This is a genomic window from Hymenobacter edaphi (assembly GCF_003258365.1).
GTDB classification, from domain to species: Bacteria; Bacteroidota; Bacteroidia; order Cytophagales; family Hymenobacteraceae; genus Solirubrum; species Solirubrum edaphi.
In genome coordinates this window covers 1088570-1114619 of the sequence record NZ_QHKM01000001.1, presented here as the reverse complement: position 1 = coordinate 1114619, position 26050 = coordinate 1088570, and the positions used below count along the sequence as shown (strand labels likewise).

Here is a 26050-nt window from a genome sequence, read left to right as displayed (position 1 = left end):
GTGCCAAGCGCACGGAGGCTTTTTTCTTGGCGGCCGACGGACTGATCTGTTTGGTGCCTATCCGGAAGCCATCCGGGGCAAAAAAGGCCGTCATGCTGAGCGCAGTCGAAGCATCTCCACCGCTTCGTCAGATACAATTCAACGAAGCGGGATAGATGCTTCGACAAGCTCAGCATGACGTTCTGCGGGGCGCGGGCTTTGGGTAGCTTGTCGTAACATGACGCCCTGATAGCCGCCATACAGCCAGCCTTAGTAATTGCCCACCGACAGCATCACCAGCGTGCAGGCTTCGATGGTTTGAATGCCCTGCTCGCGGGCCCGGCGCTCCAGCTCGTAGTTCTCGGTGCCGGGGTTGAAGATGATGCGCTTGGGCTTCAGATCCAGGATGTAATCGTACCAGGCGGGCTGGTTTTGCGGCCCCACGTACAGCGTCACAGTATCCACGCTGTTCACTTCGGGCTTGTCGACGTGAATATCGAGCCCGGCCACCTGGCCCTTGCGGATGCCCACCGGCACCACTTCGTGCCCGTAGCTTTTCAGCCGGTTGACGGCCTGAAACGAGTAGCGGGCCGGATTATCGGAAGCGCCGATGACGACGGTTTTCTTGTTAGCCATAGGAGAGGAGCGCGGCGCCCGCGCCCGGTCAGGGTGGAAGAAAGGATTTGGTAGTGCGGCTATACGAAAAGCACCGACCGGAAGCTGCCGCCGAGACTTACAGCGAAGCCAGGGCCGCCTCGGCGCACCGCTCGCCGTCCATGGCCGCCGACACGATGCCGCCCGCGAAGCCCGCGCCCTCGCCGCACGGAAACAGCCCGCGCACCTCCGGGTGCTCCAGCGTGGCCGCGTCGCGCGGGATGCGCACCGGGGCGGAGGTGCGGCTTTCCACGCCCACAATCTGCGCGTTGTTGGTCGTGAAGCCCGGAATCTTGCGCCCGAAAGCCCGGAAGCCCTGCCGCAGCCGGTCGGCCAGGCCGGCTCCCAGCACCTCGTCCATGGCCACCGACACCAGGCCGGGTTGGTAGGAGGTTTCGAGCAGGCTGCGCGACGTCTTGCTCTGCACGAAGTCGCCCAGCAGCTGGGCCGGAGCCAGCTGGGTGCCGCCCGCCAGCTGGCAGGCCCGCTGCTCGATTTCCTGCTGCAGGCGCAGGCCGGCCAGCACGCCGTCGCGCTTCAGGTTCATGTCCGCCGGCTCGATGGCCACCACGATGCCCGAGTTGGCAAAGCGCGAGTCGCGGCGCGAGGGGCTCATGCCATTGACTACCACCTCGCCCGGCGCCGTGGCCGCCGGCACGATGAAGCCGCCCGGGCACATGCAGAACGAAAACACCCCGCGCTGCCCCCCGGGCCCGTCCGACTGCTGCACCAGCGCGTACGAAGCGGCCGGCAGCTGCCCGCGGTCGGCGCGGTGGTACTGAGCCTGATCGATCAGGCTTTGCTGATGCTCCACGCGCACGCCCAGGGCAAAGGGCTTGGCCTCGATGCGCACCTTGCGGCGCAGCAGCAGCTCGTACATATCCCGCGCCGAGTGGCCGGTGGCCAGAATCACCGCGTCGCCGAGGATTTCCTGGCCCTGCCCGGTCACCACGCCGCGGATGCGGCCGTCGGCGAGAATCAAGTCATCCACGCGGGTATCGAACAGCACTTCGCCGCCGTGGTCGAGGATGCTCTGGCGCAGGGCCTGCACCACGTAGGGCAGCTTGTTGGTGCCGATGTGCGGGTGCGCGTCGACCAGAATTTCCGGGGTGGCGCCGTGCTGCACCAGCAGGCGCAGCACCCGTTGCACGTCGCCGCGCTTCTTGGAACGGGTGTAGAGCTTGCCGTCGGAGTAAGTGCCCGCGCCGCCCTCGCCGAAGCAGTAGTTGGAGTCGGGGTTGACGACGTGCTCCTTATTGAGCGCGGCCAGGTCGCGGCGGCGGGTGCGCACGTCCTTGCCGCGTTCCAGCACGATGGGCTTCAGGCCCAGCTCGATGCAGCGCAGGGCCGCAAACAAACCCGCCGGCCCGGCGCCCACGATAACGACGCGCTTCGGCGCCCGACTCACGTCCTGGTACTGCACCCAGGGCCCGAACAGCTCCCGGGGCGGGGGCGTCTGGTACACGTCGGCCCGCAGCCGCACGCCCACGTTGCGCCCGCGCGCATCAATGCTGCGGCGCAGCAGGTGAACAAAATCAGCTTCGCCGGGCTTCAGGCCGGCAGCATCCAGCAGGGCCCGGTAGCGGGCCAGCTCGTCGTACGCCTCGGCGGGCGAGAGGACGATTTCAACTTCGCGTTTTTGCATCAGAAAGAGCGGCGGGGAGTTGGGCCCGCAAGCCGGTAGGGGTAGATGTCAGACGGCAAAGATACGGCGAATGGTTCCGCGGGCGGGAGCCGCGGCTGAAGCCACCCTTTAGTTGATGCGGAACGTAAACGGCACCTTGTAAACCAGCCGCACCGGTTTACCTGCTTCCGTTGCTGGTAGCCACTGGTTATCGAACACGTGCCGGGTAACGCGTAGCGCCTCCTGATCGAGGGCGGGGTCCTGGCCTTGGGCGACGCGAAAACCCGTCGCGTTGCCCTGTTCGTCGATGATGAATTCAATTAGGACCAAGCCACTGGCCTGGCGCTTCAGGGCGGCATTGGGAAACCGTACCCGGCCGTCACCGCCGAGCCAGCGCGTTTCATCACCGCCGACAAACAGCGCGGGCCGAATCCGGGGGCGCCGCTGCCGCTGGCCGTTCTGCTCCACCACCCGGGTTACGGTGTCAGCAGCAAGCAAAGCCGAAGGCATATCCAGCGCGTTGCGGGTGTGGTCGTAGTGGTAAGCCAGCGCACCGTCCGGTTGCCGGTATTCCCAGATGCCGGCTTTCTGGCCCGCCCGGTAGCGTCCGCGCGACTGGACCTGTCCGCTGGGGGCGTAGTAAAAGGTCCAGACGCTATCCTTTTGCCCGTTGTGGTAGTAGCCGCGCACCACCGCCCGGTTGAGCAGGACGTTTTTGGCGTAGGCGCCGTGCCGGGTGCGGCTGTCGGTCAGCAGCACCGAGTAGCTTTCGGTGAAATATTCAGGTTGCTCCCGCTTGATTGTTACGGCGCGGGTGGCCTGGGCCAGACCCGCGAACGGGAACACGCCAAGCATAACGAAGCAGGCCCGCACTAACGGGAAAAAGCAATGCATACGGAACGCCAACGCAACTCGGCAGCAGATTGGTATGGGCAGCGGTCAGATCAAAAAACGGCCGAGGCTTACAAGAAGCCCCGGCCGCGTAAACATCAGGAAAAGCCCTAAAGAAAAGCCCGGCTACACCGCCCCGGCGCTGCGGGAGGCCGTCTGCTTGCGGCTCTGGTAGTACAAGGTCAGCCGCTCGTAGTACTTGTTGGCGCCCTGGTTCTGCACGTCGTAGCGCTGGGCGAGTTGGAAGTAGCGGTGCGCTGCCGCCGCTTCGCCCTGCTCGGTAAGGCAGGCGCTGAAGCCGTAATACACGTTGGCGTTGGTCGAATCGAGCAGCCAGGCCTGGTTGAAGCGCTTGATGCTGGTGGCTACGTCGCTGGCGTAGAAGTGGCTCCAGCCTTCCGATACCGAGCTTTCGGAGGCCGCGCGGCGGTCCTGCCGGTACTGCTTCAAGGACTGGTTGATGAACTCCTGGTCGAGCTTGCGCAGGGCCTTGGATTTGCTGGCGCCGCCGTAGCGGGGCAGGGTGTTCAGCGGGGCCGGGCCGCTTTGGGTGCCGCCGGCCAGCGAAACAGTCAGCGTAAAGGCGGCCAGGGGCAGGGCGATAAGCAAGCGTTTCATAGGCAGGCAGAACGGCGGGCGGCGGCTACTATCGGGTGCAATATAACGAAAGCGCCCGGGCAGTGGTATGCCCGGGCGCCTGCGTAGTGCAAAAAATTAGTGGGAGCTGGCAACGGCCGTTTCTTCCAGCACTTTATCCACCCAGCTGCGGCCCCAGTCCTCAAATTCCTGCTCGGTCCAGAGCTGGGGGTAGAAAATACGCTTCTGAAACTTCGGGGGCAGGTACTTGCGCCAGTTGGTGCCGCCGGTGGCGGGCACCGCGTCGCCGGCCTGGCGCTCCAGGTAGCGCACTGCCGATTTGTAGTGCATCAGGGGCCAGTTGATGTTCACGTTCACGTCGAGCTGCTTGAGCTGGCGCAGCAGGCGCGGGTGGCGGCGGTCCTCCTCGGGCAGGCGCTGCACCACGGCCCACACGTTGCGGTGGCGGAAGCGGGCGGCGTGGTCGAGCAGGGTTTGGTGGTACTTGGCCTCGAACTGCTTCAGGGTAAGCGTCTTGGCGCCGTCGGTTTCCAGGGTGGCGCCGGCTTTCCAGTAGATGCAGCCCATCAGCTCCTCGTGGTTGTCCGACTCGCCCAGCAGGCGCTGCTGCTCCTTGTCGACGAGGTTGCCCAGGTCGGTCGAGCTGATTTCAATCAGCCGGTACTGCACCGACTGAAAGCCGGAGGCCGGCATCAGCGCCATGCGGAACTGCAGAAACTGCTGCCGGTCCATGCCGTCGACCATCACGTCGAACGAGTCGATCAGGTTCTCGAAGTAGCGGTTGATGCGGCCCAGGCGCAGCACCAGCTCGCCCAGGGCGGGCTGCTGCAGGTTGCCGATCTGTTCGTACTCTTCCAGGCAGAGCTTGAAGTACAGCTCCGTAATCTGGTGGTACATGATGAAGATTCGCTCGTCGGGAATCTTGGTGAGGGGCCGTTGGAGCGAGAGCAGCGTATCCAGCTCGATATAGTCCCAGTAGTTGACGTAATCCGCGTGGTACAAGCCTTCGAGGTACCCCGCCAGGTCTTGACCGTCAGCGGCATACTTCTCCTGTAAGCGCCGCAGCTGGGTGAGGACCGCGGGCGAAAACTCTTCCTGGTTTGGCATGGAGGGGGAGGGAGGAAGCAGGTAGGGGGTGGGGGTGGGTGGGTGTGGGAAGTCACAAAGAACGAAAAAGAACAGAAAATGCCAGCGTGGGGCCGGGTTTTGTATAGTGGATTGCCGGGAACCGGCGGGCGGCGGGCGGGTTGGTCGAATATGCCGTTGGTTTTGTGGGGTGAGGCAGTACCTTTAGCCCGCTTTCCCGCAGAAAAATGGCTGAGAAATCGTCGATTTTTGATATGATTGGGCCGGTGATGATCGGGCCCAGCTCCTCGCACACGGCCGGGGTGGTGCGCATTGCCCGCGCCGCCATCCGGGTGCTCGGTTCGCTGCCCACCCACGCCACCATCACCTTCTACAATTCCTTCGCCCGCACCTACGAGGGCCACGGCTCCGACCGCGCCATCGTGGCCGGGCTGCTGGATTATCCTACCGACGACAAGCGCATCCGCGAGGCCTTCGACCACGCCCAGGCGGCCGGGCTGCAGTACACGTTTCAGGGCGTGGGCAACGCCTCGACCATGCACCCGAACACCATCCGCCTGCAGCTGCGCGACGAGCGGGCCGGCACGGCCGTCGACGTGGTGGGCCAGAGCCGGGGCGGCGGGGTGATTCGCATCGTGGAGGTCGACGGGTTTCCCTGCGACTTTTCGGCCGCGCTGCACACGCTCATCATCGACGCCGACGACGTGAAGGGCTCCATTGCCTTCATCGCCGACATCATCGCCCACGACGACTGCAACATTGCCACCATGAACGTGTCGCGCAAGGGCAAAAACCAGGTGGCCCGGCAGTTTATCGAAATGGACTCGCCGCTGAACGACATCTCCCTGCAGTACCTGCGCCACCTGCGCTGGGTGCACCAGGTGCGCTACATCCCCAGTATTGATTAAGCTTGCGGCCGTGCCGCTTCCTATTTATCATTGTCCGGATACCGCGCCGGCGAGCCGGTGCCCGGCGGCCCCGCTGCCGCAAGCTGCCTTAATCCGCCCCCCGAAATTGCCTGCCCGATGAAACAAACTGCTACGCTTCTTCCCCGCGGCCTGCGCTCCGGCGCCGTGCTGGTGGCCGCCGCCCTGGCTGGGCCCGCCGCGGCCCAGGTGGTGCCGCCCGCCGCGCCGCCCGCGGCTGCCGTTCCCCAGGCCGCGCCTTCCGGTCCGTTCACGCTGCAGCAGGCCGTGGAGTACGCCATTCAGAACAACCTGACAGTGCGCCAGTCGCAGCTGCAGGCCGAGCTGAGCGAGGCCACGCTGCGTCAGACCCGGCTCAGCCAGCTGCCCACGGCCAACGCCAACGCCTCGCAGACCTGGAACTACGGCACCAACGTGGACCCGCTCACCTACACTTTCCAGAGCCAGACCACCCGGGCCAACAACTTCTCGGCCACGGCGGGCCTGAACGTCTTTTCGGGCTTTCAGGTGCGCAACAACATCAAGCGCTACGGCCTCGACTACCAGGCCGCTTTGCTCGACATCGACCAGGCCCGCAACGACCTCTCGCTGAACGTGGCCTCGGCCTATCTGCAGTATTTGCTGGGCGAGGAGCTGCTGCGCGCCAGCCAGCTGCGCATCAACACCGACCAATCCCAGATCGACCGCACCCAGAAGCTGCTGCGCGCCGGGGCCGTGGCCGAAAGCAACCTGCTCGACGCCCAGGCCCAGCTGGCCTCCGACGAAGTGAGCGTGGTGACGGCTCAGAACCAGCGCGACCTGGCCCGCCTGCAGGTGGCCCAGCTGCTCAACCTCGACCAGGCCCGCACCAACTCGCTCACGCTGGTGGTGCCCCAACTGCCCGACCCGGATGAAATGCCGGCCATGGACAGCGACGCCGACGGCACCTACCAGATTGCCCAGACCACCCAGCCGCAGGTGAAAGCTGCCGATTTGCGCGTGCAAAGCGCTCTGCGCGGGGTGGAAGTGGCCCGCGGGGCCTACTACCCGCGCCTTTCGTTCGGGGCCAGCATCTTTTCGGGCTACTCCTCGGCCCGCATTGCCCGCAAGCTGTCCGGCGACTCCGTTATCGTGCCCTCGGGCTTTATTTACCAGATCAACCCCACCACCGGGGTGCCGGTGCTGGTGCCGGGCGTGTTTGCCGGCATCCGGCAGCCGGGCTTCCAGACGCTGCCCGAAGGCTTCGGCTCGCAGGTAAAAAACAACATCGGTAAGCAGCTGAGCTTCAACCTGACCATTCCCATCCTCAACGGCTGGCAGGCGCGCACCAACGTGCAGCGCTCCATCATCGGCACCAAGCAGGCCGAGCTGCGCGCCGAGCAGACGCGCCTGACCCTGCGCCAGACCATTCAGCAGGCTTACGCCGACGCGCTGGCGGCCCAGCGGCGCTACGCCTCGAACAAGCGGCAGGTGGAGGCGCTGACCACGGCTTACCGCAACGCCGAAATCCGCTTCAACAACGGCCTGCTCAACGGCACCGACTTCAACCAGGCCAAAAACAACCTGGCCGGGGCCGAATCCAACATGATTCAGGCCAAGTACGAGTACCTCTTCCGCCGCAAAGTGCTCGACTTCTACCAGGGCAAACCCCTCGATCTGTAAGTCTTATATGTGCAGAATGTGGTTGAATGTGAATAATGTGCTCAAGGCCGACCTCAATGGCCAAGCGCATTAGAAGCATATTCAACCACATTTCTCACATTCTGCACCTTCCCCTTCCTTCTGCACATTCCAAACATTGATATATGCGAAACAACCGCTTGTTGTTCATCCTGCTCGGCCTGTTGGTGGTCGTGATTGGCGGAGGCATTGTGGCCAAGAAAAAGGGCTGGATTGGCAAGCCCACCGGCACCGAGGTGCTGACGGCCAAGGCGGCCCCGGCCAACATCGTGGAGAAGGTCAGCGCCTCGGGCAAGGTGCAGCCCGAAACGGAAGTGAAGATTTCCTCCGACGTGTCGGGCGAAATCACCGAGCTGTACGTGCACGAGGGCGACTCCGTGCGCAAGGGCCAGCTGCTGCTGCGCATCCGGCCCGATAACTACCAGGCCATGGTCAACCAGCAGTCGGCCATGGTGGGCACCCAGCAGGCCAACGTGGGCCAGTCGCAGGCCCGGCTGCAGCAGCTGATGGCCAACGCCAAGCAGACCGAGCTGACCTACCGCCGCAACGCCTCCCTGTTCAAGCAGAAGGTGATTTCGCAGGCCGAGTACGAGCAGGCCAAAGCCGCCTACGATGCCTCGCAGGAGGAAATCAACTCGGCCCGCGCCAGCATCCGGGCGGCCCAAAGCTCGGTGCGCTCGGCCCAGGCCGGCCTCGACGAAGCCCGCAAGAACCTCAACAAAACCACCATCTACGCCCCGGTGAGCGGCACCGTCTCCAAGCTCAACGTGGAGAAGGGCGAGCGGGTGCTCGGCACGGCCCAGATGGCCGGCACCGAAATCATGCGCATTGCCAACCTGAACTCGATGGAGGTGCGCGTGAACGTGAACGAAAACGACGTGAGCAACGTGGACCTGGGTGACTCGGCCGACGTGGAAGTGGACGCCTACGCGGCCCGCAACCTCAAGTTCCGCGGCATCGTGACCAGCATTGCCAACACGGCCAAGGACGCGCTGACGGCCGAAGCCGTGACCGAGTTTGAGGTGCGCGTGCGCCTGCTGCCCGAGTCGTACCGGCAGCTGGTGCGCACCGTGGGCGGCCGCACGGTGGTGCCCTTCCGCCCCGGCATGACGGCCTCGGTGGACGTGATTACCGACCGCAAGAGCGGCGCGCTGGCCGTACCCCTGGCCGCCGTGACGACGCGCTCGGACAGCGCCTTCGCCAAAAACGACAAGGCGGAAAGCGGTGGCGTGAAAGTGGGCCGGGGCCGCGGCGGCAACAGCGCCGACGGCGGCGAGGCCAAGCCCAAGGGCGACATCGAGGAGGTCGTGTTCGTGGTGCGCGGCGGCAAGGCCGTGCTCACGCCCGTCAAGACCGGCATCAGCGACTTCGACCACATCGAAATCCTCTCGGGCGTGCAGGCCGGCGACGAAGTGGTGAGCGGGCCGTTCCGGGCCGTCTCGAAGACGCTGAAGGACGGGGCCGTGGTGCAGGTAAAGGACGCTAAGTCCCTGGACCGCGCCGCCTTGAAGGAAGGCGAAGGCGACAACGAGGACTAAGCCGCGGCCGGAGCGCCGCCGCGTCGAGGCCGGCCCGAACGAACGTTCGGGCCGGCCTCTCGCTTTTTTTAGCTAAAATCGGCCATCCGTACGCTTGTAGCGCGAACTTGCAGTTCGCGTGTCGTTGAACGATGTAACCGGACGATTACGCCTCCTGGTGGCAGCAACGATACGCGAACTGCAAGTTCGCGCTACATTTCCCCGCATTCCCCTTGGAAAAAATTGCCATGATTGGCGGCGGCTCCTGGGCCACCGCACTAGCCAAAATTCTCTCCGAAAACGGCGCCCGCGTGGGCTGGTGGCTGCGCCACAAGGACGACGTGCAGCACCTGCGCACCACGCGCCACAACCCGCGCTACCTCTCCTCGGTGCAGTTCGACCTGACGCGCGTGTTTCCCTCCACCGACGTGGAGGAAGTGGTGCAGGAGGCCGACTGGGTGGTGCTGGCCGTGCCCGCGGCCTTCGTGAAGGAAACCCTGGACAAGCTCGACCGCGACGCCTTGAAGAACAAGCGCGTCATTTCGGCCATCAAGGGCATGATTCCGGGCCGCAACGAGCTGGTGACGGACTACGTGTCGGAGCGCTTCCGCATGCACCGGGAGAAGATGGGCTGCGTGGCCGGCCCCTGCCACGCCGAGGAAGTGGCCCTGGAAAAGCAGAGCTACCTGACCATCGGCTCGCCCGACCTGGCCCTGGCCGAGGACTTCAGCCAGCTGCTGCGCAACCGCTACGTGAAGGCCCACGCCGCCGCCGACCTCGACGGCATCGAGTACTGCGCCGTGATGAAGAACATCATTGCCCTGACCTGCGGCATCGCGCACGGCCTGGGCTACGGCGACAATTTTCAGGCGGTGATGGTGGCCAACGCCGTGCAGGAAATCCGCCGCTTCCTCTACGCCCTCAACCCCCAGCCCCGCGACCTGTCGGCCTCGGCCTACCTGGGCGACCTGCTGGTGACGGCCTACTCGCAGTTTTCGCGCAACCGCACCTTCGGCAACATGGTGGGCCGCGGCTATTCGGTGAAGTCGGCGCAGATGGAGATGAACATGGTGGCCGAGGGCTACTACGCCGTCAAGAGCATCTACGAGGTCAACAAGGACCTGCGGGTGAACATGCCCATCACCTCGGCCGCCTACCACATCCTGTACGAGAAGATTGCGCCGGCCGTGGAGATTGAGCTGCTGAAGGAGAAGTTTCGGTAGGCCAATGCGGGGCTTGGTCAACATCGGCAACGGCCTGCTACTCGTCGTGGCCTGGCTGCTCCTGCTGCCGGTGCTGCACTTCAGTCTGGTTACAGGGCTGGCGCCGGCAATAGCCGGGGTATTATTCTTAGGCGTTACGCTGGTCATGGTGGCTGTATTTCGCGCCTCCATTGCTGGGCCGGCCGTGTGGCGTAAGATGCTCCCGGTTGGAGTAGCTGTTCTGTGCTTCATCGGCAGTTACCGAGCTGTCGAGCGGGTCGTGCAGCCAAGGACGCAGCAGAACGGAACGCCTCGGCGTTACTACTCCAGCGAAAAGAATCCGTAGCTACCTCCAGCTTACTGCTAATGCGCCGCGCCGCTAGCAACCCGGCACGGCTTCTTTTCAATCAAATGACCACTTTTCTCTATGGGCACCTGGGACTACCACAACTTTGACAACGACGCGGCGGCTGACTTCGCCGAGGATTTCCGCAAAAGCCCCAACGAGGCCGTGCTCTACGAGGCCCTGGCCACGGCTGCCGAGGAAGAAGGCTACCTCGAAACCGACGAAGCCAGCCAGGCCCTGGCCGCGGCCGAGCTGGTAGCGGCCATCATCGGCAAGCCCGCCGCCGACATACCGGTGGGGTTGCTGCCCGCCACCACCCAGCTCGACGCCGACGGGCAAGAAGATTTGCAGGAGCTGGCCATTGAAGCCGTGGAAGCGGTGCTCAAGGGCTCGGAGCTGCAGGAACTATGGGCCGAATCGGACAACTACGCCGCCTGGCAGGCGCTGCAGCAGAACCTGCTGGAACGGCTGCAGCTGGACGACGAATAACCATGCCCTGGCTTGTACTGGCCCTGCTCACGGCCCTGGCGCTGGCCTTCTACAACTTCTTCATCAAGCTCGCCGCCGACCACGTGCCGGCCGCCGTGGGCGCGGTGGTGCTGCAGCTGGTGGCCGCCGCGCTGGGGGCCGCGTGGCTGCTGCGTCTGAAGCTGCAGGGCCAGCCGCTGCCCGTCACGAGCAAGGGCCTATGGCTGGCGGCGCTGGCCGGGCTGGGCGTGGGCCTGGGCGAAATCCTGACTTTCGTCGTGTTCAGCCGGGGCGTGCCCTCCTCGGTGGGCACCCCGGTAATCGTGGGCGGCTCGGTGCTGCTGACGGCCGTGCTGGGGCTGGTGGTGCTGCGCGAGGCGCTGACGCTGCCGCAGGCGCTGGGGCTGCTGCTCATCGTGGGCGGCATTGCGCTGCTGGCGCGCGGGCACTAGCCCGGATTTCGGGCGGCGAAGCACCCGGCGTACCGCGCTGCGCGGGTGTTTTGCTTTTCACATGTTCATGTGATTGTGACATTATCCAAAGATGTTGTTTATTGCATATGCGCTTTGGCCCCCGGGCCGAACTGCTGTCCGCAAATGACATACCCGCATCCGCCGCGAGGCCCGAGGAATGGTTAACTCGCGGGTGGGCGCTGCTCCGCACGGAGCGGCCCCGGAGAGGCAGCCGGCCCTCCGCCACACCCACCGCCGCCCGGCGGATGCAGGTGGAACAGGCGCCCCCCGGGGCGCCTGTTCGCGTTTTGGGCGGTGGCTGATGCCCCCGCTGCCAGGAAGCAGCCCGGGCGCAAACGAGGCCGGCAACCGTTTGCCTGAAAAAAATAGCGGAGCGCAAACGTTTGTATTTCTCCGCGCCCCAACGCTTTTCGCGGCGTCCCGTAACTTTGCCGAACTGCACTAATCCACTTCCCACCCCGAGAAGCACGCGGCCCGTCGGCTGCTATGGTTAAACGCTTTTTGCCGGGACTCTCATGATTACGTTGGCTTTGCCGGGACAGGTAACCCCGCGTACCCACCGCCTGGCGGTGGCTGCGTGGTTTTTTCTTCAAGGACTCATTTTCGCGAGCTGGGCCTCGCGCATTCCCACCATTCAGCAGCGCCTGGGCCTCTCCGAGGGCGACCTGGGCCTGCTGCTGCTGGCTATTCCGCTGGGGCAGCTGCCTTCCTTGCCGCTCACCGGCTGGCTGGTGCACCAGTACGGCAGCCGCCGCACGGCCCTGGCCGGCGCCATGATCTACAGCTCGGCGCTGGTGGGCCTGGGCTGGGCGCCCAGCTTGTGGCTGCTGGTGCCCTGCCTGGTCGTGTTCGGCTTTGCCAGCAACCTGATGAACATTTCCATCAACACCCAGGCGGTGGGGGTGGAGGCGCTGTACCCGAAGCCCATCATGGCCTCGTTTCACGGCATGTGGAGCCTGGCGGGCTTCACCGGCGCGGCCATCGGCACGGCCATGAACGGGTTTAGCGTGCTGCCCGAATTCCACTTCCTGCTCATCCTGGCGCTGATTCTGGTCGGGGCCATGCTCAGCTTCAACGGCCTGCTGCCCCACTCCGTCAGTGAGGATACCGCCGAGCAACCCCTGTTCGTGCTGCCCGACCGCACCCTGCTCAGCCTCGGGGCCATTGCCTTCTGCGCGCTGATCTGCGAGGGCGCCATGTTCGACTGGAGCGGGGTGTACTTCAAGAAAGTGGTGCAGGCCGACAAAGCCTGGGTTAGCGCCGGCTACACGGCCTTTATGAGCACCATGGCCCTGGGCCGCTTCGGGGCCGACTGGCTCACGGCCCGCCTCGGGGCCCGGGCCGTCATTCAGCTCAGCGGCTGCCTGACGGCCGTGGGGCTGCTGATTGCGGTGCTGTTTCCGACGCTGGGGCCGGCGCTGCTGGGCTTTATGCTGGTGGGATTCGGCACCTCGTCGGTGGTGCCGCTGGTGTATAGCGCGGCGGGCCGCTCCACCGTTATGTCGGCCGGCATGGCGCTGGCGGCGGTGTCCACCATCGGGTTCCTTGGCTTCCTGATCGGGCCGCCGATTATCGGCCTGGTGGCCGGCGCCACCAGCCTGCGCATCTCCTTTTCGCTGATTGCGCTGATGGGCCTGTGCGTGGCGGCGGTGGCCTCCAGGGCCCGGCTGTAAGGCTCCCCGGCTTCGCCCCGGGAATTGCGGCCCCGGCCCGGCGCAGCCTTGCGCCGGGCCGGGGCCGCGTTATTTTACCGTGAAAGACCGTTGCTAGCGGAGAATTATTCTCCGAAAGAAAAACAGAATGGGTATCTTGGGGGTATAGCATCTACAACCTCAACCCAAACGCCCATGACCCCAGAACAGCCCAATTCTCCGCACAACGCCCATAACGGCCATTCCGACGGCAACGGCCACTCGCCCGTCGACGGCACCGGCACGGCCGTCACGGGCGCTGGCACCTCCCAGGACCAGCGCACGGCGGAGGGCGAAGGCGCCCAGACTCTGACTACCCGCCAGGGCCACCCGCTCACCAACAACCAGAACCTGCGCACCCTCGGCAACCGCGGCCCGGCGCTGCTGGAACAGTACGCCTTCCTGGAAAAAATCAGCCACTTCGACCGGGAACGGGTGCCCGAGCGCGTGGTGCACGCCCGCGGCGCCGGCGCCCACGGCGTGTTCGAAGCCTACGGCAAGGTGGGCGACGAACCCATCGAAAAGTACACCCGCGCCAAGCTCTTCAACACCACCGGCAAGCAGACGCCGGTGTTCGTGCGCTTCAGCACCGTGGGCCACGGCGGCCACTCGCCCGAAACCCTGCGCGACCCGCGCGGCTTCGCGGTGAAGTTCTACACCGAGGACGGCAACTGGGATTTGGTGGGCAACAACCTGAAAGTCTTCTTTATCCGGGACGCCATGAAGTTTCCGGATCTGATTCACTCCCAGAAGCCCGACCCGGTCACCAACCGGCAGAGCGGGGAGCGGATTTTCGACTTTATCTGCAACACCCCGGAGGCCATGCACATGGTCTCGTTCCTGTTTTCGCCCTGGGGCATCCCGGCCAACTACCGGCAGATGCAGGGCTCGGGCGTGAACACCTACAAGTGGGTCAACGACAAGGGCGAGGCCGTGCTGGTGAAGTACCACTGGGAGCCGCTGCAGGGCATCAAAAACCTGACGGCCCCGGAAGCCGAGGCCATTCAGGCCAAAAACTTCAACCACGCCACCCAGGACCTGTTCGAAGCCATTGACCGCGGCGACTTCCCGCAGTGGGAGCTGCTGGTGCAGATCATGTCTGATGACGAGCACCCGGAGCTGGACTTCGACCCGCTCGACGACACCAAGATCTGGCCGCAGGAGCAGTTTCCGTGGCGGGCGGTGGGCAAGATGACGCTGAACCGCAACCCCGAAAACTACTTCGCCGAGGTGGAGCAGTCGGCCTTCGGGACCGGCGTGCTGGTCGACGGGCTGGACTTCTCGGACGACAAGATGCTGCAGGGCCGCACCTTCTCGTACTCCGACACCCAACGTTACCGCGTGGGCACCAACTACCTGCAGCTACCTATCAACGCGCCCAAAAAGCACGTGGCCACCAACCAGCGCGACGGGCAGATGGCCTACCACGTGGATGCGGCGCCGGGCCAGAACAACCACATCAACTACGAACCCAGCTCCCTGAACGGGCTGAAGGAGGCCCCGCGCACGGCCCCCGACCACATGCCGCAGTACTCCGGCCGGGTGATGCGCCAGACCATCGACCGGCAGAACAACTTCCAGCAGGCCGGCGAACGGTACCGCCTGCACGAAGACTGGGAGCGGGACGACCTGATCAACAACATGGTGGGCGCCCTGGCCGACGCCAGTCACCGCGTGAGCGACAAAATGGTGGAGCTGTGCACCAATTGCGACCCGGACTGGGGGCGGCGCCTGGCCGACGGCCTGGCCGCAGCCCGCAACGGCCAGCCGGCCCGGGGTGGCAACCAGCAGAACGAAGGCCGGCAGGAGCGGGCCGTGGCGCAGGCCGAGGCCCAGGGCCACGAGGCCAAGCCGTACTAACGGCCGGCCGCGGAGCCGGCGCACGGCCCCGCGGCGACTGCCGCCATTCGTAACCAACAACCGCTGCCGGTTGGCCTTCTTCGCAAGGCCGGCCGGCAGCGGTTGTTGTTGGGGGCCTGCGCGTCCGTTGGCGCCCCGCTACTCCCCGTTTTCCAGGGAGTCGGCGTCGAGGTAGCCCGGGCTGGGCGCCAGCACCGAATCCGTGGCCGCCGGTCCGGGCTGGGCGCCGCTGGAGTCGATGACGGGGTTGTTGAGGCGTTCTTCCAGCGGCGAAGGCGCGGTGTCGGTGGGCTCGGCATCGGCGGCGGGCTCGTCGGCGGTGGGTGCGGGGCCGGGCCGTTGGGCTTCCCGGCGCGGCGCGGCCGGTTTGGTTTGCGCGCGGTACAGCTGCCGCAGCCCCCAGCCCGCGCCCAGCAGCCCCAGCACCACAACCAGCACCGCCACCGCCCGCCAGGGCTGCAGCTGCCAGGTGGAATAGCGCCGGGGCCGGGCCACGGGCCGGGCGGCCGTCGTGGCGGCCGACGGCGCAGCGGGCGCCGGGACCGGAACCGGGGACGGGGCGGGCCGGGCCGGTGCCGGGGCGCTAACTGTCGGGGCCGCCGGGCGGGTCTGCAGCTGCTGAATGAGCACGCCCAGCTGGGCAATGCGGGCGTCCAGCTCCCGGTTGCGGGCCACCGACTCGGCGCGGGCCAGCTGCAGGGCCTCGTGCATGGCTTCCTTGTCGCGCGTTTCGGCGGCCAGCCGGGCCTGCAGCTCGGCGGCGGAAGGCGCCGCGGCGGCGGCCTGGCTTAGCTGCTGCTGCAGCTGCCGAATGGTGGCTTCGCGCTCCACCTCGCGGGCCGTCAGGGCTTGGGTGTGCTGGTCGAGCTCGGTGCGCACCTGCTGGCGCAGCTGCTCCAGCCGCTGCTTTTCGGCGGCGCTGACGGCGGCCGGGTCGGGCGAATAGCCGGCGTAGCCCGTGTCGGGCGGAATGTCTTCGGCCCCCAGCCAGCGCCAGAGCTGCCGGGCTTTCTGCGTCCAGAACTCGGCGGGCTGGTCCTCGGCGCTGGCGTCGGCGGCGGCGTCGGGGCCGCCCGACTCGGCCTGCAGGTGCTGCAGCCACTGGTGCAGAGCCGGGGCGGGCAGGGCCGCGCCCGGCAGGTGCAGGCGCTGCAGCCGGCGCGGCAGGTGCGGCAGGCTGCTGAGCAGCTGGAAGTTATCGGTGCCCGACTGCGCGTTCAGGCGCGGCTCCACTTCGGAGCCGAAGGTGACGGGCTGCGCGAACAGGGCCAGGCCGGCAATGGCCTCGGTGCGGATGGGGCCGAGGGCGGGCTGGGCCGTGAGCCAGGCCGCCAGGGCCCGCCGCTGCCGCTGAAACTGGGCGTACGGGTTGGCGCTGCCCGCCTGCCCCGTCAGCGGCTGTCCGGCCAGCTGCCACGCGCCCTGGTTCAGGGCCGGAATGTGCAGCGCTCCGCCGCGCCCGATAAACTGCAGCAGCACGATGCCCGCCGGCCGCACCAGCACCGCATCGAGGGTGCCCGCGTCTTCCAGCGGCAGGTTGCCCAGCAGCAGCAGCTCGTCGCCGGCCGCCGGGGGCTGCAGGGCGGCGTGCAGGGCATCGAACTGCGCTTCGGCGGCAGCATCGGCGAAAGGGGCAAACAGAAAGCTGTGCAGCATGAATGGCGAGGGGAAAAGGGCCCGGCAGGTATTGGCCGGGCCCGCCAGCGCCCGCCAAGTACGGGGCGGCGGCATAAAAGTAGGGCCCAGGACCGCATTAACTGCCGTCGAGGCGGATGGACATAACGCCGGTGCCCGGGCGGGGCGGAGGCGGTCGGGTGGCGGGTCCTGATTGGCGCGCGGCATCACATCAAAAAGTGGCTCTAGTGGGGCCTACACGCCCATTTATGCGATTGTGCCCCGTGGCTTTTCGGCGGTCCTTTGTCCTGGTCGCTGCCCCGGCTGATGGGCGCGCCGATGTGCCACTGCCCAGCCCTATCCGCCATGAACAAGGTCGCCTTTCTGCTGCTGTTTCCCTTCGCCGCTACCCATCCACTGCCCCCGCGCCCCGTGGTGGCCCCGGCCTCCTGTCAGGTGGTGCTGCCCGCTGCCCTGGCCGCCGGCTGGTCGGTGGGGGCTGGCTGGCGGGTGCAGGGTGGGCGAGGCCCGGCAGCCACGCGGCCCTCGGCCATTCGGGCGCTAAGCCGGTTGCTGCGGACCTACGCCGAGCCGGCGCGCCCCGAGGCGGCTGCTCCGGTAGCAGCCGGGGCGCCGCTGCCCACTTTTGCAATTCACTACCTATGAACTGGTCCCTGTTGCCGCCCCGCCCGTTGGCCGGCCCGCTGAAACCCCTCCATTCCGCCCAAACCACGTTTCGGCGGCTGCGCCACGGCTCCTTCGAGCTGACCATTGCGCACGAGCTGGTGCGCGGGGTGACGCCCGCCATGCTGGAGTGGTGGTTTCGCCACATCGGGGAGCCGATGTCCTACCAGGGACGGCAGTACCCGCGCTACCTGGTCTGGCATCCCGTCGACCACATTCACTGGGCGCTGGCCCGCCCCGCGGCCCATGGCGGGGCCGGCGTGGGCAGCCGCTTCCGCATCGTGGAGGCCTTCGGCGGCGACGCGCGGCACCTGGTCGACAGCACCGAGGAAGTGGTCAAGCTCGATTCGACCGGCATCCGGCTGGTGCGCCGCGTGCTGGGCCTGGAGGTTTTTTGCCTGGAGCACTGGTTTGAAGCCGCCGCGGAAGGCACGCGCTACACGTCGCGCATGCAGGTGGGCCACGAAAGCGCCCTGGGCCGGTACCTGCTCAACCCGCTGCTGCAGCGCCGGCTGTTCACGGCGCGCATGGGCTACGCCTGGCTGCGCCACAACGTGGAGGAAGTCGGCAACTTCGAGCAGTTTCTGCCCGCGCTGTACGCCGCCGAGCAGCCCGTCGTGGCGGCCGGGGGCGGCCAGACCCTGCCCGCCCGCGGCCGGTAGCCGATCTGGCCGCCTGCTACCGGCCCGGCGGCCCCGCGTACACGCGCACATCCTCGTTCTCGAAGACGGGCGGCCGCGGCACCCGAAATTTGTGGTGCTGCTCCCGGTCGAGCAGGTAGAACTGGTAGCGCGCCCCCGGCTCGGCCGCGGCATCGACGCGCAGGGCGCCGCCGCTGGTCTGGCTGAAAAACTGCAGGTACAGCTGGTAATGCGGCGCCTCGACCTGCACGCGCCGGGCGTGGCGGGCCTGCAGCCAGGCGTAGGTGCGGGCCACGCGCGCGTTGCGGGCCGCTTCCTGGTCGGCGCGGCGCAGCAGCAGCAGCACGGCCACGCCCGCCCAGGCCAGCACCGGCAGGGCCACGGCCAGCGCCGGGCGCCGGCGCAGCACCGCCAGCGGCGGCCAGCGCAGGGCCGTTTCGAGCAGCAGTGCCGCCAGCAGAAACAGGCCGAACACCCGGTACGAGAGCACCCGCGCCGGCGGGTACACGCCCCGCACGAGCAGCGGCAGGTAGGGCAGCCACAGCAGGGCCAGCGCCGACAGCACCAGGGGCCGCAGCGCCCGCTGCCGGTAGCCGAGCAGCAGGCCCGCCAGGCTAAGGCCCCCGGCCAGCGCCAGCCCCAGCGGCCCGGTGCCGAGCAGTTGCCCCTCGGTGCGGGCCACGAACCCGAGGGCCGTCAGGCCGGCCGCGTAGCCGGCACCGGGCGCCACGTAGTCGTTGGCCAGCAGTGCCCACGGCCCCGATACCAGCAGCACCGGCGCGTAGAGCAGCGCGGCCCCGCCGCCCGTCACCAGGCCCGCCAGCCCGAGCGGCCACAGCGGCGCCGGCCGCTGCTGCAGCGCCAGGCCGGTGGCCAGCCCCGCCAGCAGGCTGCCGAACACCAGCAGGTACGAGGGCATGGCGTACAGCCCCACGACGCTGCTGCCCACGAGCAGGGCCCACGCCAGCCGCGGCCGCGCCGGGCGCTGCAGCAGCGTGAGCACCGCCACCAGGCCCAGCTGCGCGCTTACGGCCAGCAAAAAATACCCGCGGCCCACCACCGCCTGAAACAGCGCGTAGGGAAAGAAGGCGAAAAGAAATACCGTCAGCGCCGCCACCCGGAAGCTGGTGTGGCGCAGCAGCAGCAGGCCTACCCCGGTCGTGCCCGCCGCGCTGATGAGCAAGGTGGGCAGGCGCGTGGCCCAGTAGAAATTCGGGCTGACCAGGCTGCTCAGCCAGCAGAGCAGGCTGTAGCCGACGTGGTTGTTGGGGATGGGGTAAAAGCTGATGGCCGCCAGCGCGCCTTCGCGCACGAAGCTCAGGTACGTCACGAGTTCGTCGCCGTAGAGCGGGTAGCGCAGCACGTAGTACGCCCGCACCAGCAGCAGCGCGCCGAACAGCAGCCGGGCGGTGCGGCGCTCCGCCGGGCGCAGCTGCCGCCAGGGCGCCAGCAGGGGCGGGGCCGCGCGCCATTCCTGGTGCAGCGCGGCCAGCTCCCGGTACAGCCGGCCCCGGCGGCGCCATTGCCAGCGCAGCACGGCCGCGCTCAGCAGCGTCAGGCCGAGCCAGGCCAGCTTGGCCTGGGCGTAGCCGGCGGGCGTGAGCGAAATGGGCAGGTAGCGAAACGTCGCGTCGTGGTAGCGCACGTGGCGCAGGTGCTCCACGTCGGCGTAGCGGCTCAGGCCGAAAATCAGGCCGGGCCCGAGGCCGGCCGCCAGCACCAGCAGCACCGCCAGGGCCCCAAAGAAAGCCGGTGCGGGCGGGGCGGCGGGCCGGCTCATGCCCCGGGCAGCAGCTGCGCGTCGGTGAGGCGCTGCAGCTCCTCCCACACGCGGTGCACCGGCAGGCCCATCACGTTGAAGTAGGAGCCCTCCAGCCGGGTCACGGCCACCAGCCCGATCCAGTCCTGGGCGCCGTAGGCCCCGGCTTTGTCGAGCGGGCGGTAATGCTGCACGTAGTAGCGGATTTCGGCCTCCGTGAGCGGGCGGAAATGCACCCGCGTCTGGTCCGAAAACACCACCTGCCGCCCCCCGCCGGTGAGCAGGCACACGCCGGTATACACGTCGTGGGCGCGGCCCTGCAGCTGGGTGAGCATGCGCACGGCGTCCTCGTCGTCCACCGGCTTGTTGAGTACCTGCTCGTCGAGGCACACGATGGTATCGGCCGTGAGCAGCACTTCGTCGGGCTGCAGGCCGGCGCGGTAGGCGCTGGCCTTGTGGGCGGCCAGGTACTCGGCCACGGCGGCCCGCTGTAGGTGGGCCGGGTAGCTTTCATCGACTTCCTGCAGCCGCACTTCGTAGCGGAGCCCAAGGTCGGTCAGCAGCTGGCGGCGGCGCGGCGAGTTGGAGGCGAGAATCAGGCGCATTTGCAAGGAGTGAGTTAGTGATTTAGCGACTTGGTGATGGTGGGGCAGGAACCGGACTGGCGGCTAAAGTGACAGGTGAATCGACTCCAGTACATGCAGAAGCCGGTATTCACTAAACCACTTAGTCGCTAAATCACCGCTGGTCACAGCAGCCCCACCGGCTCGTCGTCGCGGATGCTGGTGAAGAGCAGGCCGCCGAGGGTTTTGGGGTAGAAGAAGGTCGATTTCGGGGGCATCACGGCGCCGGAGTGGCACACGCGCTCCACCTCGTCCATGGTCACCTCGTTGGTGATGAGCGCGGCGCGGGCTTCGCCCGAGTCCACGCGCTGCAGGCCCTCGGCGAAGTTGCGCACGTAGGTCACGCCCGGCCACTGCCGCTGCGCATCGATGCCCACTACGCCCAGAGCGCGCTCCAGCACGAAGTAGTGCAGCACCGTCAAATCCAGCTGCTTCACCTCCGGGGTGGTGTCCCAGTCGAGCTGCGGGTGCACCTCGGGGCGCAGGCGCAGCTTGTAGGGCTGCCCGCCCAGGTACAGCCCGAAGGCCCAGGGCTTGCCGGCAATGACTTCGGGCAGGTCGAACGCGTCGTCCTTGGGCGTGACGACGAAGTACGGCTCCAGCCGGGCCAGAAACGCCGCGTCCGTGAGCCCGTCGGGCAGCTCCAGCAGCAGCCGGTGCGTGGGCAGGATGCGCAAGTCGTCGGAGGCCGCGTTGGTGAGGTACATCAGGTGGTAATGCCAGGGCTCGGCGCCGGTGGGCTGCGCGTCGGCGGCCATGCGGGCCTGCCGGTAGGCCAGGGAGCCTTCGTAGCGGTGGTGCCCGTCGGCGAGGATAACCTGCCGCCCGGCCAGCAGCTGCTGAAACCGCTGAATCACCCCGGCGTCCTGAATCACGGCCAGCACGTCGCGCACGCCCTGGTAGTCCTCGGTTTCAAACAGCGGGTCCTCGACGGCCTCGTCCAGATAACGTTCCAGCTCGTGGGCGTCGTCGCGGTAGAGGCCGTGGGTGGCGCTGGTCTGAAACTGGGTGCGCGCCAGCAGCTCGGCCCGGTCGTTGACGGCCGCGGGCAGCGTGTTTTCGTGGCGCAGCACCACGTTTTCGGCCCAGTCGTAAGCCCGGATGTGGCACATGAAGCCCTTGCGCACGTACTCGCGCGCGCTGCCCGGCAGCCGGAAATACTGGTAATAAGCGTAGATGCCCGGCAGCGCGTCCTGCCGCAGCACCCCCGACTGCTCCCACTCCGTGAGGCGGCGCAGGGCCTCGCCGGCCGGGTCGGGCCCGGGCCGGGGCACCGAGAGGTGGATGCTGTTGAGCGGGTTGCGGTACAGCGCCTCGCGCTGCTTCGCCGACACCACATCGAACAACGGCGACACGTAGTCGTCGATGCGCTGGCTCAGCTCCGGATTGTAGCGCCAGGCGCGAACAGGTTGAATTTCGGCCATTTTCTAATGAAGAATTAATAATTAATAATGAAAGAACCAAGCAGGTGTCGGCAAGCCAACCACCCAATTATTCATTATTAATTAAGGCTTAGGGCGCCAGCCGGCGGCGCTGCCAGCCGTCGTCCGTTCGTTCGTACTCCAGCCGGTCGTGCAGGCGGGAGGGGCGGCCCTGCCAGAACTCGATGCGGCTGGGGCGCAGCACGTAGCCGCCCCAGTGCGGGGGGCGCGGCAGCGGGTCCTGCCCCGCGAAGCGCTGCTCCACGTCCTGCTCGCGCTGTTCCAGCTCCCGGCGGCTGCCGATAACCTGGCTTTGGGGCGAGGCCCAGGCGCCCACCTGCGAGCCGTGCGGCCGGCTCTGGAAGTACTCCGTCGACACCGCTTCCGGGGCTTTTTCCACCGTGCCTTCCACCCGCACCTGCCGCTCCAGGGCCGGCCAGAAAAACGTCAGCGCGGCCTTGGGGGCGGCGGCCAGCTCCCGGCCCTTGCGCGAGTCGTAGTTGGTAAAGAAGAGGAAGCCCGCTTCGTCGGGCAGGCCCTTGAGCAGCACGATGCGGGCCGAGGGCTGCCCGTCGGGCGCCACCGTGCTCAGCGTCATGGCCGTGGGTTCGTCTGCGTGGGCCTGCAGGGCTTCGTCGAGCCAGCGGCGAAACTGGCGCAGGGCATCGGGGTCGGCGGCGGCTTCGTCCAGCGCGTGCTGGGCGTAGGTTTTGCGCAGGTCGGCGAGGTGTTGGTCTTGCATCGGACGGGCGGCGGAGGTTCGGGCGCAAAAGTAGGCGCAATTTGCGGGCCCCGGCGCGTTGGGGGCCGGCTGCCGGCGGCAGTTGGCCGCGGAAGGCCGCCGCGAATGGAACCTGCGGGGCCTTGCCCAACGTAAGGGTAAAGCCCCCGCCAACTTGCCGGGCCCGATTCTTCGCGCATCTTTGCGCGGCCTGCGGGCGTCAGTGGTCCTATCGTTCACCCTTATTTCGCCTTCGTCATGGCCACCAACCTGCGCAGCGGTAGCCTTCTGATATCGCAGCCTTTTCTGGGCGACCCGAACTTCGAGCGCTCGGTGGTGCTGCTGTGCCGCCACGACGAGGAAGATGGCACGTTCGGGCTGATGCTCAACCGGCCGACCACCGTGCGCCTGGGCGACGCGATGAGCCTGCCCGGCGGCGACGAACACCCCGCCGCTACGCTGCCGCTGCACGTGGGCGGCCCCGTGCAGCCCGATACGCTGCACTACCTGCATCAGCGCCCCGACCTGCCCGGCGCCGAACCCCTGGCCGACGACGTGTACTGGGGCGGCGACTTCGAAGCGCTGCTGGGCCTCATCGCCGCCGGCGAATTGACGGAGAACAACTTGCGCCTCTACGTCGGCTATTCGGGCTGGACGGCGGGCCAGCTGGCCGGCGAAGTGCAGGAAAAGACTTGGATAGTCCACCCGAATGCTGCCGGGAAAGTGTTTACTTTGACCACCGATGCCTTTTGGCAGGCCATTTTGCGCGAGAAAGGCGGGCGCTACCGCGTGCTGTCGAACTACCCCCTGGACCCGCGCCTGAACTGATTATGTAGCCTGCCCGGCCCGCCGCTGTTGCGGCTCGCCGGGTGGGTTTGTCGAGAGAGAACCATGCAACCGGAGAACGAAACCCCCAACCGCCCCGAGTCGAACCAGGATAATCCCATGAGCATCCTGGAGCGCCGGCTGGCCGAAATTGCGCAGTCCCGCCAGCAAGGCGGCCCGGCTGCCGATGCCCCTGCTGACCCGCAACCCCAACCCGCTACTGCTCCGGCCCAACCGGCGGCCCCGGCCGAAGCGCCGGCCGGCGCCGCGTCCGAGGTGCCCCACGCGGCCGCCCGGCCCGACGTGGACGCGGCCGCTTCGCCCTCGGCGCAGCCCGCCGCCGCGCCCAGCCCGGCCGTAGCCGCCGAGGATATCACCGAACACGCCGACCACAGCGCCCCGGCCGCCATCGACCCGACGGCCGAGCCCGGCACGGCCGGCACCGAGCCGACGCCGGTGGTACCCGCCGAAACCGGCACGCCGACGGCCGAAGCGGCTTCGAGCCCTGCTGCAGCTGACTACGGTCAATCGGCAGCTAACAAGGCCTTTGCCGAGCAGCAGCAAGCCGAAGCAAGCCAGGCCGACGCCCCCTCGGCCGCCCAGCAGCGCGCCGAGCAGCACTACGGCAACGAAGGCCCCGGCGCCGTGGCGCAGGCTTCGGAAACCAACCCGCCGGTGGAGGCCATTCAGCCCGACGTGACGCCGGCGCCGGCCACCGAGCCCGTCGCCGTGACCTTGCCCGCGCAGCCCCTGGCCTCGGCCGAGGCGCTGGAAGATGCCCCCGCCCCGCTGGCCGCCCTGCCGACTTCCAATAATGAGTCGGCCGCCGAGGCGGCCCACGCGGCGGAGCATGTTGCCCCGCACCCCGAGGACGACGAGGACTACGTGCCGGAAACCCCGGCCCCGGACTTTGCCAAGCTCGACCCGACCGCCCAGGGCGCCTACCTGCTGGAGTTGCTGCGCCGCCCCGACGCGCGCCAGAACCGCCGCCAGATCCTCGACCTGCACCGCCAGTACGAGCAGGGCGTGGGCTCGGAGCGCGGCACGGCCCGCCAGCGCTTCACCGAAGCCGGCAACAACGCCGAGGACTTCAGCTTCAGCGGCCCCGAGCACTACGCCGAGGTGACCCGCGCCATGCAGGACTACCGCGACGCCCGCGTGCGCGACGCCCGCCAGGAAGACGAGCAGCGCGCCAAAAACCTGGCGCACAAGCAGCACCTCCTCTCGCAGCTGCGCCAACTGGTGGAGTCGGCCGAAACCAAGGATTCGTCGGCCCGCATCAAAACGCTGCAGGCCGAGTGGAAAGCCACCGGCCCGGTGCCGCAGCAGCAGTCGCAGGAGCTGTGGAACAGCTACCACGCCCTGCTCGACATCTACTACAACAACCGCGGCCTCTTCTTCGAAATGAAGGAGCTGGACCGCCGCCGCAACCAGGAAGCCAAGGAGGCGCTCATCAAGCGCGCCGAGGACCTGGTGCAGCAGCCGAGCATCAACAAGGCCCTCACGGAGCTGCGCCAGCTGCACGAGGAATGGAAGGGCGTGGGCCCGGTGCCCAACGAAATGCGCGAGCCGCTGTGGCAGCGCTTCCTGCAGGCCTCCGAGCAGGTGCACAACCGCAAGCGCGCCTTCGTGGACGCCCGCTCGGCCCAGGAAAACGCCAACCTGCAGCGCAAGCAGGAGCTGCTGGCCCAGATTCTGCCCTTCGGCGACTTCAAGACCGAGCGCGTGAACGAGTGGCGGGCCAAAACCGACGAGCTGCAGACGCTGAAGGAGCAGTGGGACGCCGCCGGCCTGGTGCCGCGCAGCCAGGCCGAAACCATGAACAAGCAGTTCTGGGCTTCCTACAAGGGCTTCTTCCAACACAAAAACCAGTTCTTTAAGGCTCTCGACGAGGAGAAAAACCGCAACCTGAAGGCCAAAATCGCGCTGTGCGAGCAGGCCGAGGCTGCGCTGGAAAACCCGAACTGGGAGGAAGGCCGCGAGGTCGTCATCCGGGTGCAGAAGGAGTGGAAGAACATCGGCCGCGTGCCCGAAAAGCAGTCGGACAAGATCTGGCACCGCTTCCGCACGGCCTGCGACTCGTTCTTCGAGCGGAAGCAGACCGAGACGCGCCAGCGCGAGCATCACCAGCAGCAGCTGTCGCAGGAGCAGGCCGCCCGCCTCGACGGCGTAGCCTCGCACATTGCCACGCTGTCGGAGGACAACCCCGGCACGCAGGAAGGCCTGCAGGCGCTGGTGGCCGAGTGGAGCCAGAGCGAGGTGCCGCAGCCGGGCCGCCGGGGCGGCAGCGGGGCGCAGGCCGAGGAGAAATTCCTGGAGCTGATGAGCAAGTACATCGACACCATTCCGGGCCTGAGCTACGCCGAGCGCGACGAGCAGCGCTTCCAGCTGGAGGTGCAGCGCTTGAAGTCCAACCCCGAGGCCCAGCAGCTGCTCTACCGCAAGGAGCAGAACCTGCGCCGCGACATCAACGAGCTGGAAAACGACGTGGCCACGCTGCAGACCAACCTGGACTTCTTCGCCCGCTCGAAGAATGCCGGCCAGCTGCGCGAGGAGTACCAGGGCCGCATCGACGAGGCCAAGCAGCGCATCGAGCGGCTCAAGCGCCAGCTGCGCGTGGTGCGCAGCTAAGGCCGCGCCTCAACGATAAGAAAAAGGCCCCGCAGCTTGCTGCGGGGCCTTTTTTTGTGGCTGACCGACGGCTTGCCGCCGGCAGGTGAGGTGCGGGAAGCAGCGGGTTTTTTGCCGGACAATCGGCGGCTCACTGCCGGCGCGGCTCTACATTTGAA

At 67.2% G+C, this 26050-nt stretch carries 22 protein-coding genes; 12 read left to right on the top strand and 10 right to left on the bottom strand.

Translation table 11 applies throughout. The features are described from left to right. Positions 1–249: 249 nt before the first annotated feature. The 5 genes from DLM85_RS04540 to DLM85_RS04520 all read right to left on the bottom strand — a co-directional run bounded on the left by DLM85_RS04540 (position 250) and on the right by DLM85_RS04520 (position 4852). On the bottom strand, positions 250–615 hold the full coding sequence (locus tag DLM85_RS04540) for a CoA-binding protein (protein WP_111476859.1): 366 nt from the start codon (positions 613–615) through the stop codon (positions 250–252). A gap of 97 nt (positions 616–712) precedes the next feature. Then, positions 713–2278, bottom strand: a complete 1566-nt coding sequence (locus DLM85_RS04535; protein ID WP_111476858.1) for an NAD(P)/FAD-dependent oxidoreductase — start codon at positions 2276–2278, stop codon at positions 713–715. A 108-nt stretch (positions 2279–2386) separates the two neighbouring features. Continuing rightward, positions 2387–3112: an energy transducer TonB gene (locus tag DLM85_RS04530; RefSeq protein ID WP_165822003.1), complete on the bottom strand. Its 726-nt coding sequence runs from the start codon at positions 3110–3112 to the stop codon at positions 2387–2389. A 162-nt stretch (positions 3113–3274) separates the two neighbouring features. Beyond that, positions 3275–3766 carry a hypothetical protein gene (locus DLM85_RS04525; protein ID WP_111476856.1) on the bottom strand — a complete coding sequence of 164 codons (492 nt, stop codon included), beginning with the start codon at positions 3764–3766 and terminating at the stop codon, positions 3275–3277. Between the two features lie 96 nt (positions 3767–3862). Continuing rightward, positions 3863–4852 carry a tryptophan 2,3-dioxygenase family protein gene (locus DLM85_RS04520; protein WP_111476855.1) on the bottom strand — a complete coding sequence of 330 codons (990 nt, stop codon included), beginning with the start codon at positions 4850–4852 and terminating at the stop codon, positions 3863–3865. Between the two features lie 206 nt (positions 4853–5058). Here DLM85_RS04520 and sdaAB point away from each other — a divergent pair, with 206 nt between their 5' ends. From sdaAB to DLM85_RS04475, 8 genes are all read left to right on the top strand, one after another. Then, positions 5059–5739: an L-serine ammonia-lyase, iron-sulfur-dependent subunit beta gene (gene sdaAB / locus DLM85_RS04515; RefSeq protein WP_111476854.1), complete on the top strand. Its 681-nt coding sequence runs from the start codon at positions 5059–5061 to the stop codon at positions 5737–5739. Between the two features lie 117 nt (positions 5740–5856). Beyond that, positions 5857–7398, top strand: coding sequence for a TolC family protein (locus tag DLM85_RS04510; RefSeq protein ID WP_111476853.1), 1542 nt, complete (start codon positions 5857–5859; stop codon positions 7396–7398). 143 nt (positions 7399–7541) lie between these two features. Next, positions 7542–8954 (top strand): efflux RND transporter periplasmic adaptor subunit, encoded by a 1413-nt coding sequence (locus DLM85_RS04505; RefSeq protein ID WP_111476852.1) that lies wholly within the window; start codon positions 7542–7544, stop codon positions 8952–8954. Positions 8955–9166: 212 nt separating this feature from the next. Continuing rightward, positions 9167–10156 carry an NAD(P)H-dependent glycerol-3-phosphate dehydrogenase gene (locus DLM85_RS04500; RefSeq protein WP_243635860.1) on the top strand — a complete coding sequence of 330 codons (990 nt, stop codon included), beginning with the start codon at positions 9167–9169 and terminating at the stop codon, positions 10154–10156. Between the two features lie 406 nt (positions 10157–10562). Next, entirely contained in the window at positions 10563–10970 is a 408-nt protein-coding gene (locus DLM85_RS04490) for a DUF4259 domain-containing protein (protein ID WP_111476850.1), read from the top strand. A 2-nt stretch (positions 10971–10972) separates the two neighbouring features. After that, positions 10973–11401: an EamA family transporter gene (locus DLM85_RS04485; RefSeq protein WP_111476849.1), complete on the top strand. Its 429-nt coding sequence runs from the start codon at positions 10973–10975 to the stop codon at positions 11399–11401. Between the two features lie 536 nt (positions 11402–11937). Beyond that, positions 11938–13095: an MFS transporter gene (locus DLM85_RS04480; protein WP_111476848.1), complete on the top strand. Its 1158-nt coding sequence runs from the start codon at positions 11938–11940 to the stop codon at positions 13093–13095. A 174-nt stretch (positions 13096–13269) separates the two neighbouring features. Next, positions 13270–14973, top strand: coding sequence for a catalase (locus tag DLM85_RS04475; RefSeq protein ID WP_111476847.1), 1704 nt, complete (start codon positions 13270–13272; stop codon positions 14971–14973). Positions 14974–15111: 138 nt separating this feature from the next. Here the strand turns inward: DLM85_RS04475 and DLM85_RS04470 are convergent, their stop codons facing one another. Next, positions 15112–16629, bottom strand: a complete 1518-nt coding sequence (locus DLM85_RS04470) for a hypothetical protein (RefSeq protein WP_111476846.1) — start codon at positions 16627–16629, stop codon at positions 15112–15114. Positions 16630–16953: 324 nt separating this feature from the next. On the opposite strand from DLM85_RS04470, the gene DLM85_RS04465 reads away from it, so the two are divergent. Then, positions 16954–17253: a hypothetical protein gene (locus DLM85_RS04465; protein WP_111476845.1), complete on the top strand. Its 300-nt coding sequence runs from the start codon at positions 16954–16956 to the stop codon at positions 17251–17253. Next, complete coding sequence (locus DLM85_RS04460; protein WP_165822002.1) at positions 17250–17933, top strand: DAPG hydrolase family protein; 684 nt, start codon at positions 17250–17252, stop codon at positions 17931–17933. Before DLM85_RS04465 ends, DLM85_RS04460 begins: the two co-directional genes overlap by 4 nt. 16 nt (positions 17934–17949) lie before the next feature. Here DLM85_RS04460 and DLM85_RS04455 read toward each other — a convergent pair whose 3' ends face one another. From DLM85_RS04455 to pdxH, 4 genes are all read right to left on the bottom strand, one after another. Next, entirely contained in the window at positions 17950–19692 is a 1743-nt protein-coding gene (locus tag DLM85_RS04455; RefSeq protein WP_111476844.1) for a hypothetical protein, read from the bottom strand. After that, on the bottom strand, positions 19689–20276 hold the full coding sequence (locus DLM85_RS04450; RefSeq protein ID WP_111476843.1) for a Maf family nucleotide pyrophosphatase: 588 nt from the start codon (positions 20274–20276) through the stop codon (positions 19689–19691). Before DLM85_RS04450 ends, DLM85_RS04455 begins: the two co-directional genes overlap by 4 nt. Positions 20277–20419: 143 nt before the next feature. Next, complete coding sequence (locus DLM85_RS04445; protein WP_111476842.1) at positions 20420–21718, bottom strand: DUF1015 domain-containing protein; 1299 nt, start codon at positions 21716–21718, stop codon at positions 20420–20422. 88 nt (positions 21719–21806) lie between these two features. Beyond that, complete coding sequence (gene pdxH / locus DLM85_RS04440) at positions 21807–22457, bottom strand: pyridoxamine 5'-phosphate oxidase (RefSeq protein ID WP_111476841.1); 651 nt, start codon at positions 22455–22457, stop codon at positions 21807–21809. Positions 22458–22694: 237 nt separating this feature from the next. Here pdxH and DLM85_RS04435 point away from each other — a divergent pair, with 237 nt between their 5' ends. Together DLM85_RS04435 and DLM85_RS04430 are read left to right on the top strand one after the other, a co-directional pair. Next, positions 22695–23264, top strand: a complete 570-nt coding sequence (locus DLM85_RS04435) for a YqgE/AlgH family protein (RefSeq protein ID WP_111476840.1) — start codon at positions 22695–22697, stop codon at positions 23262–23264. A 63-nt stretch (positions 23265–23327) separates the two neighbouring features. Continuing rightward, positions 23328–25892, top strand: a complete 2565-nt coding sequence (locus DLM85_RS04430) for a DUF349 domain-containing protein (protein ID WP_111476839.1) — start codon at positions 23328–23330, stop codon at positions 25890–25892. Positions 25893–26050 lie beyond the last annotated feature (158 nt).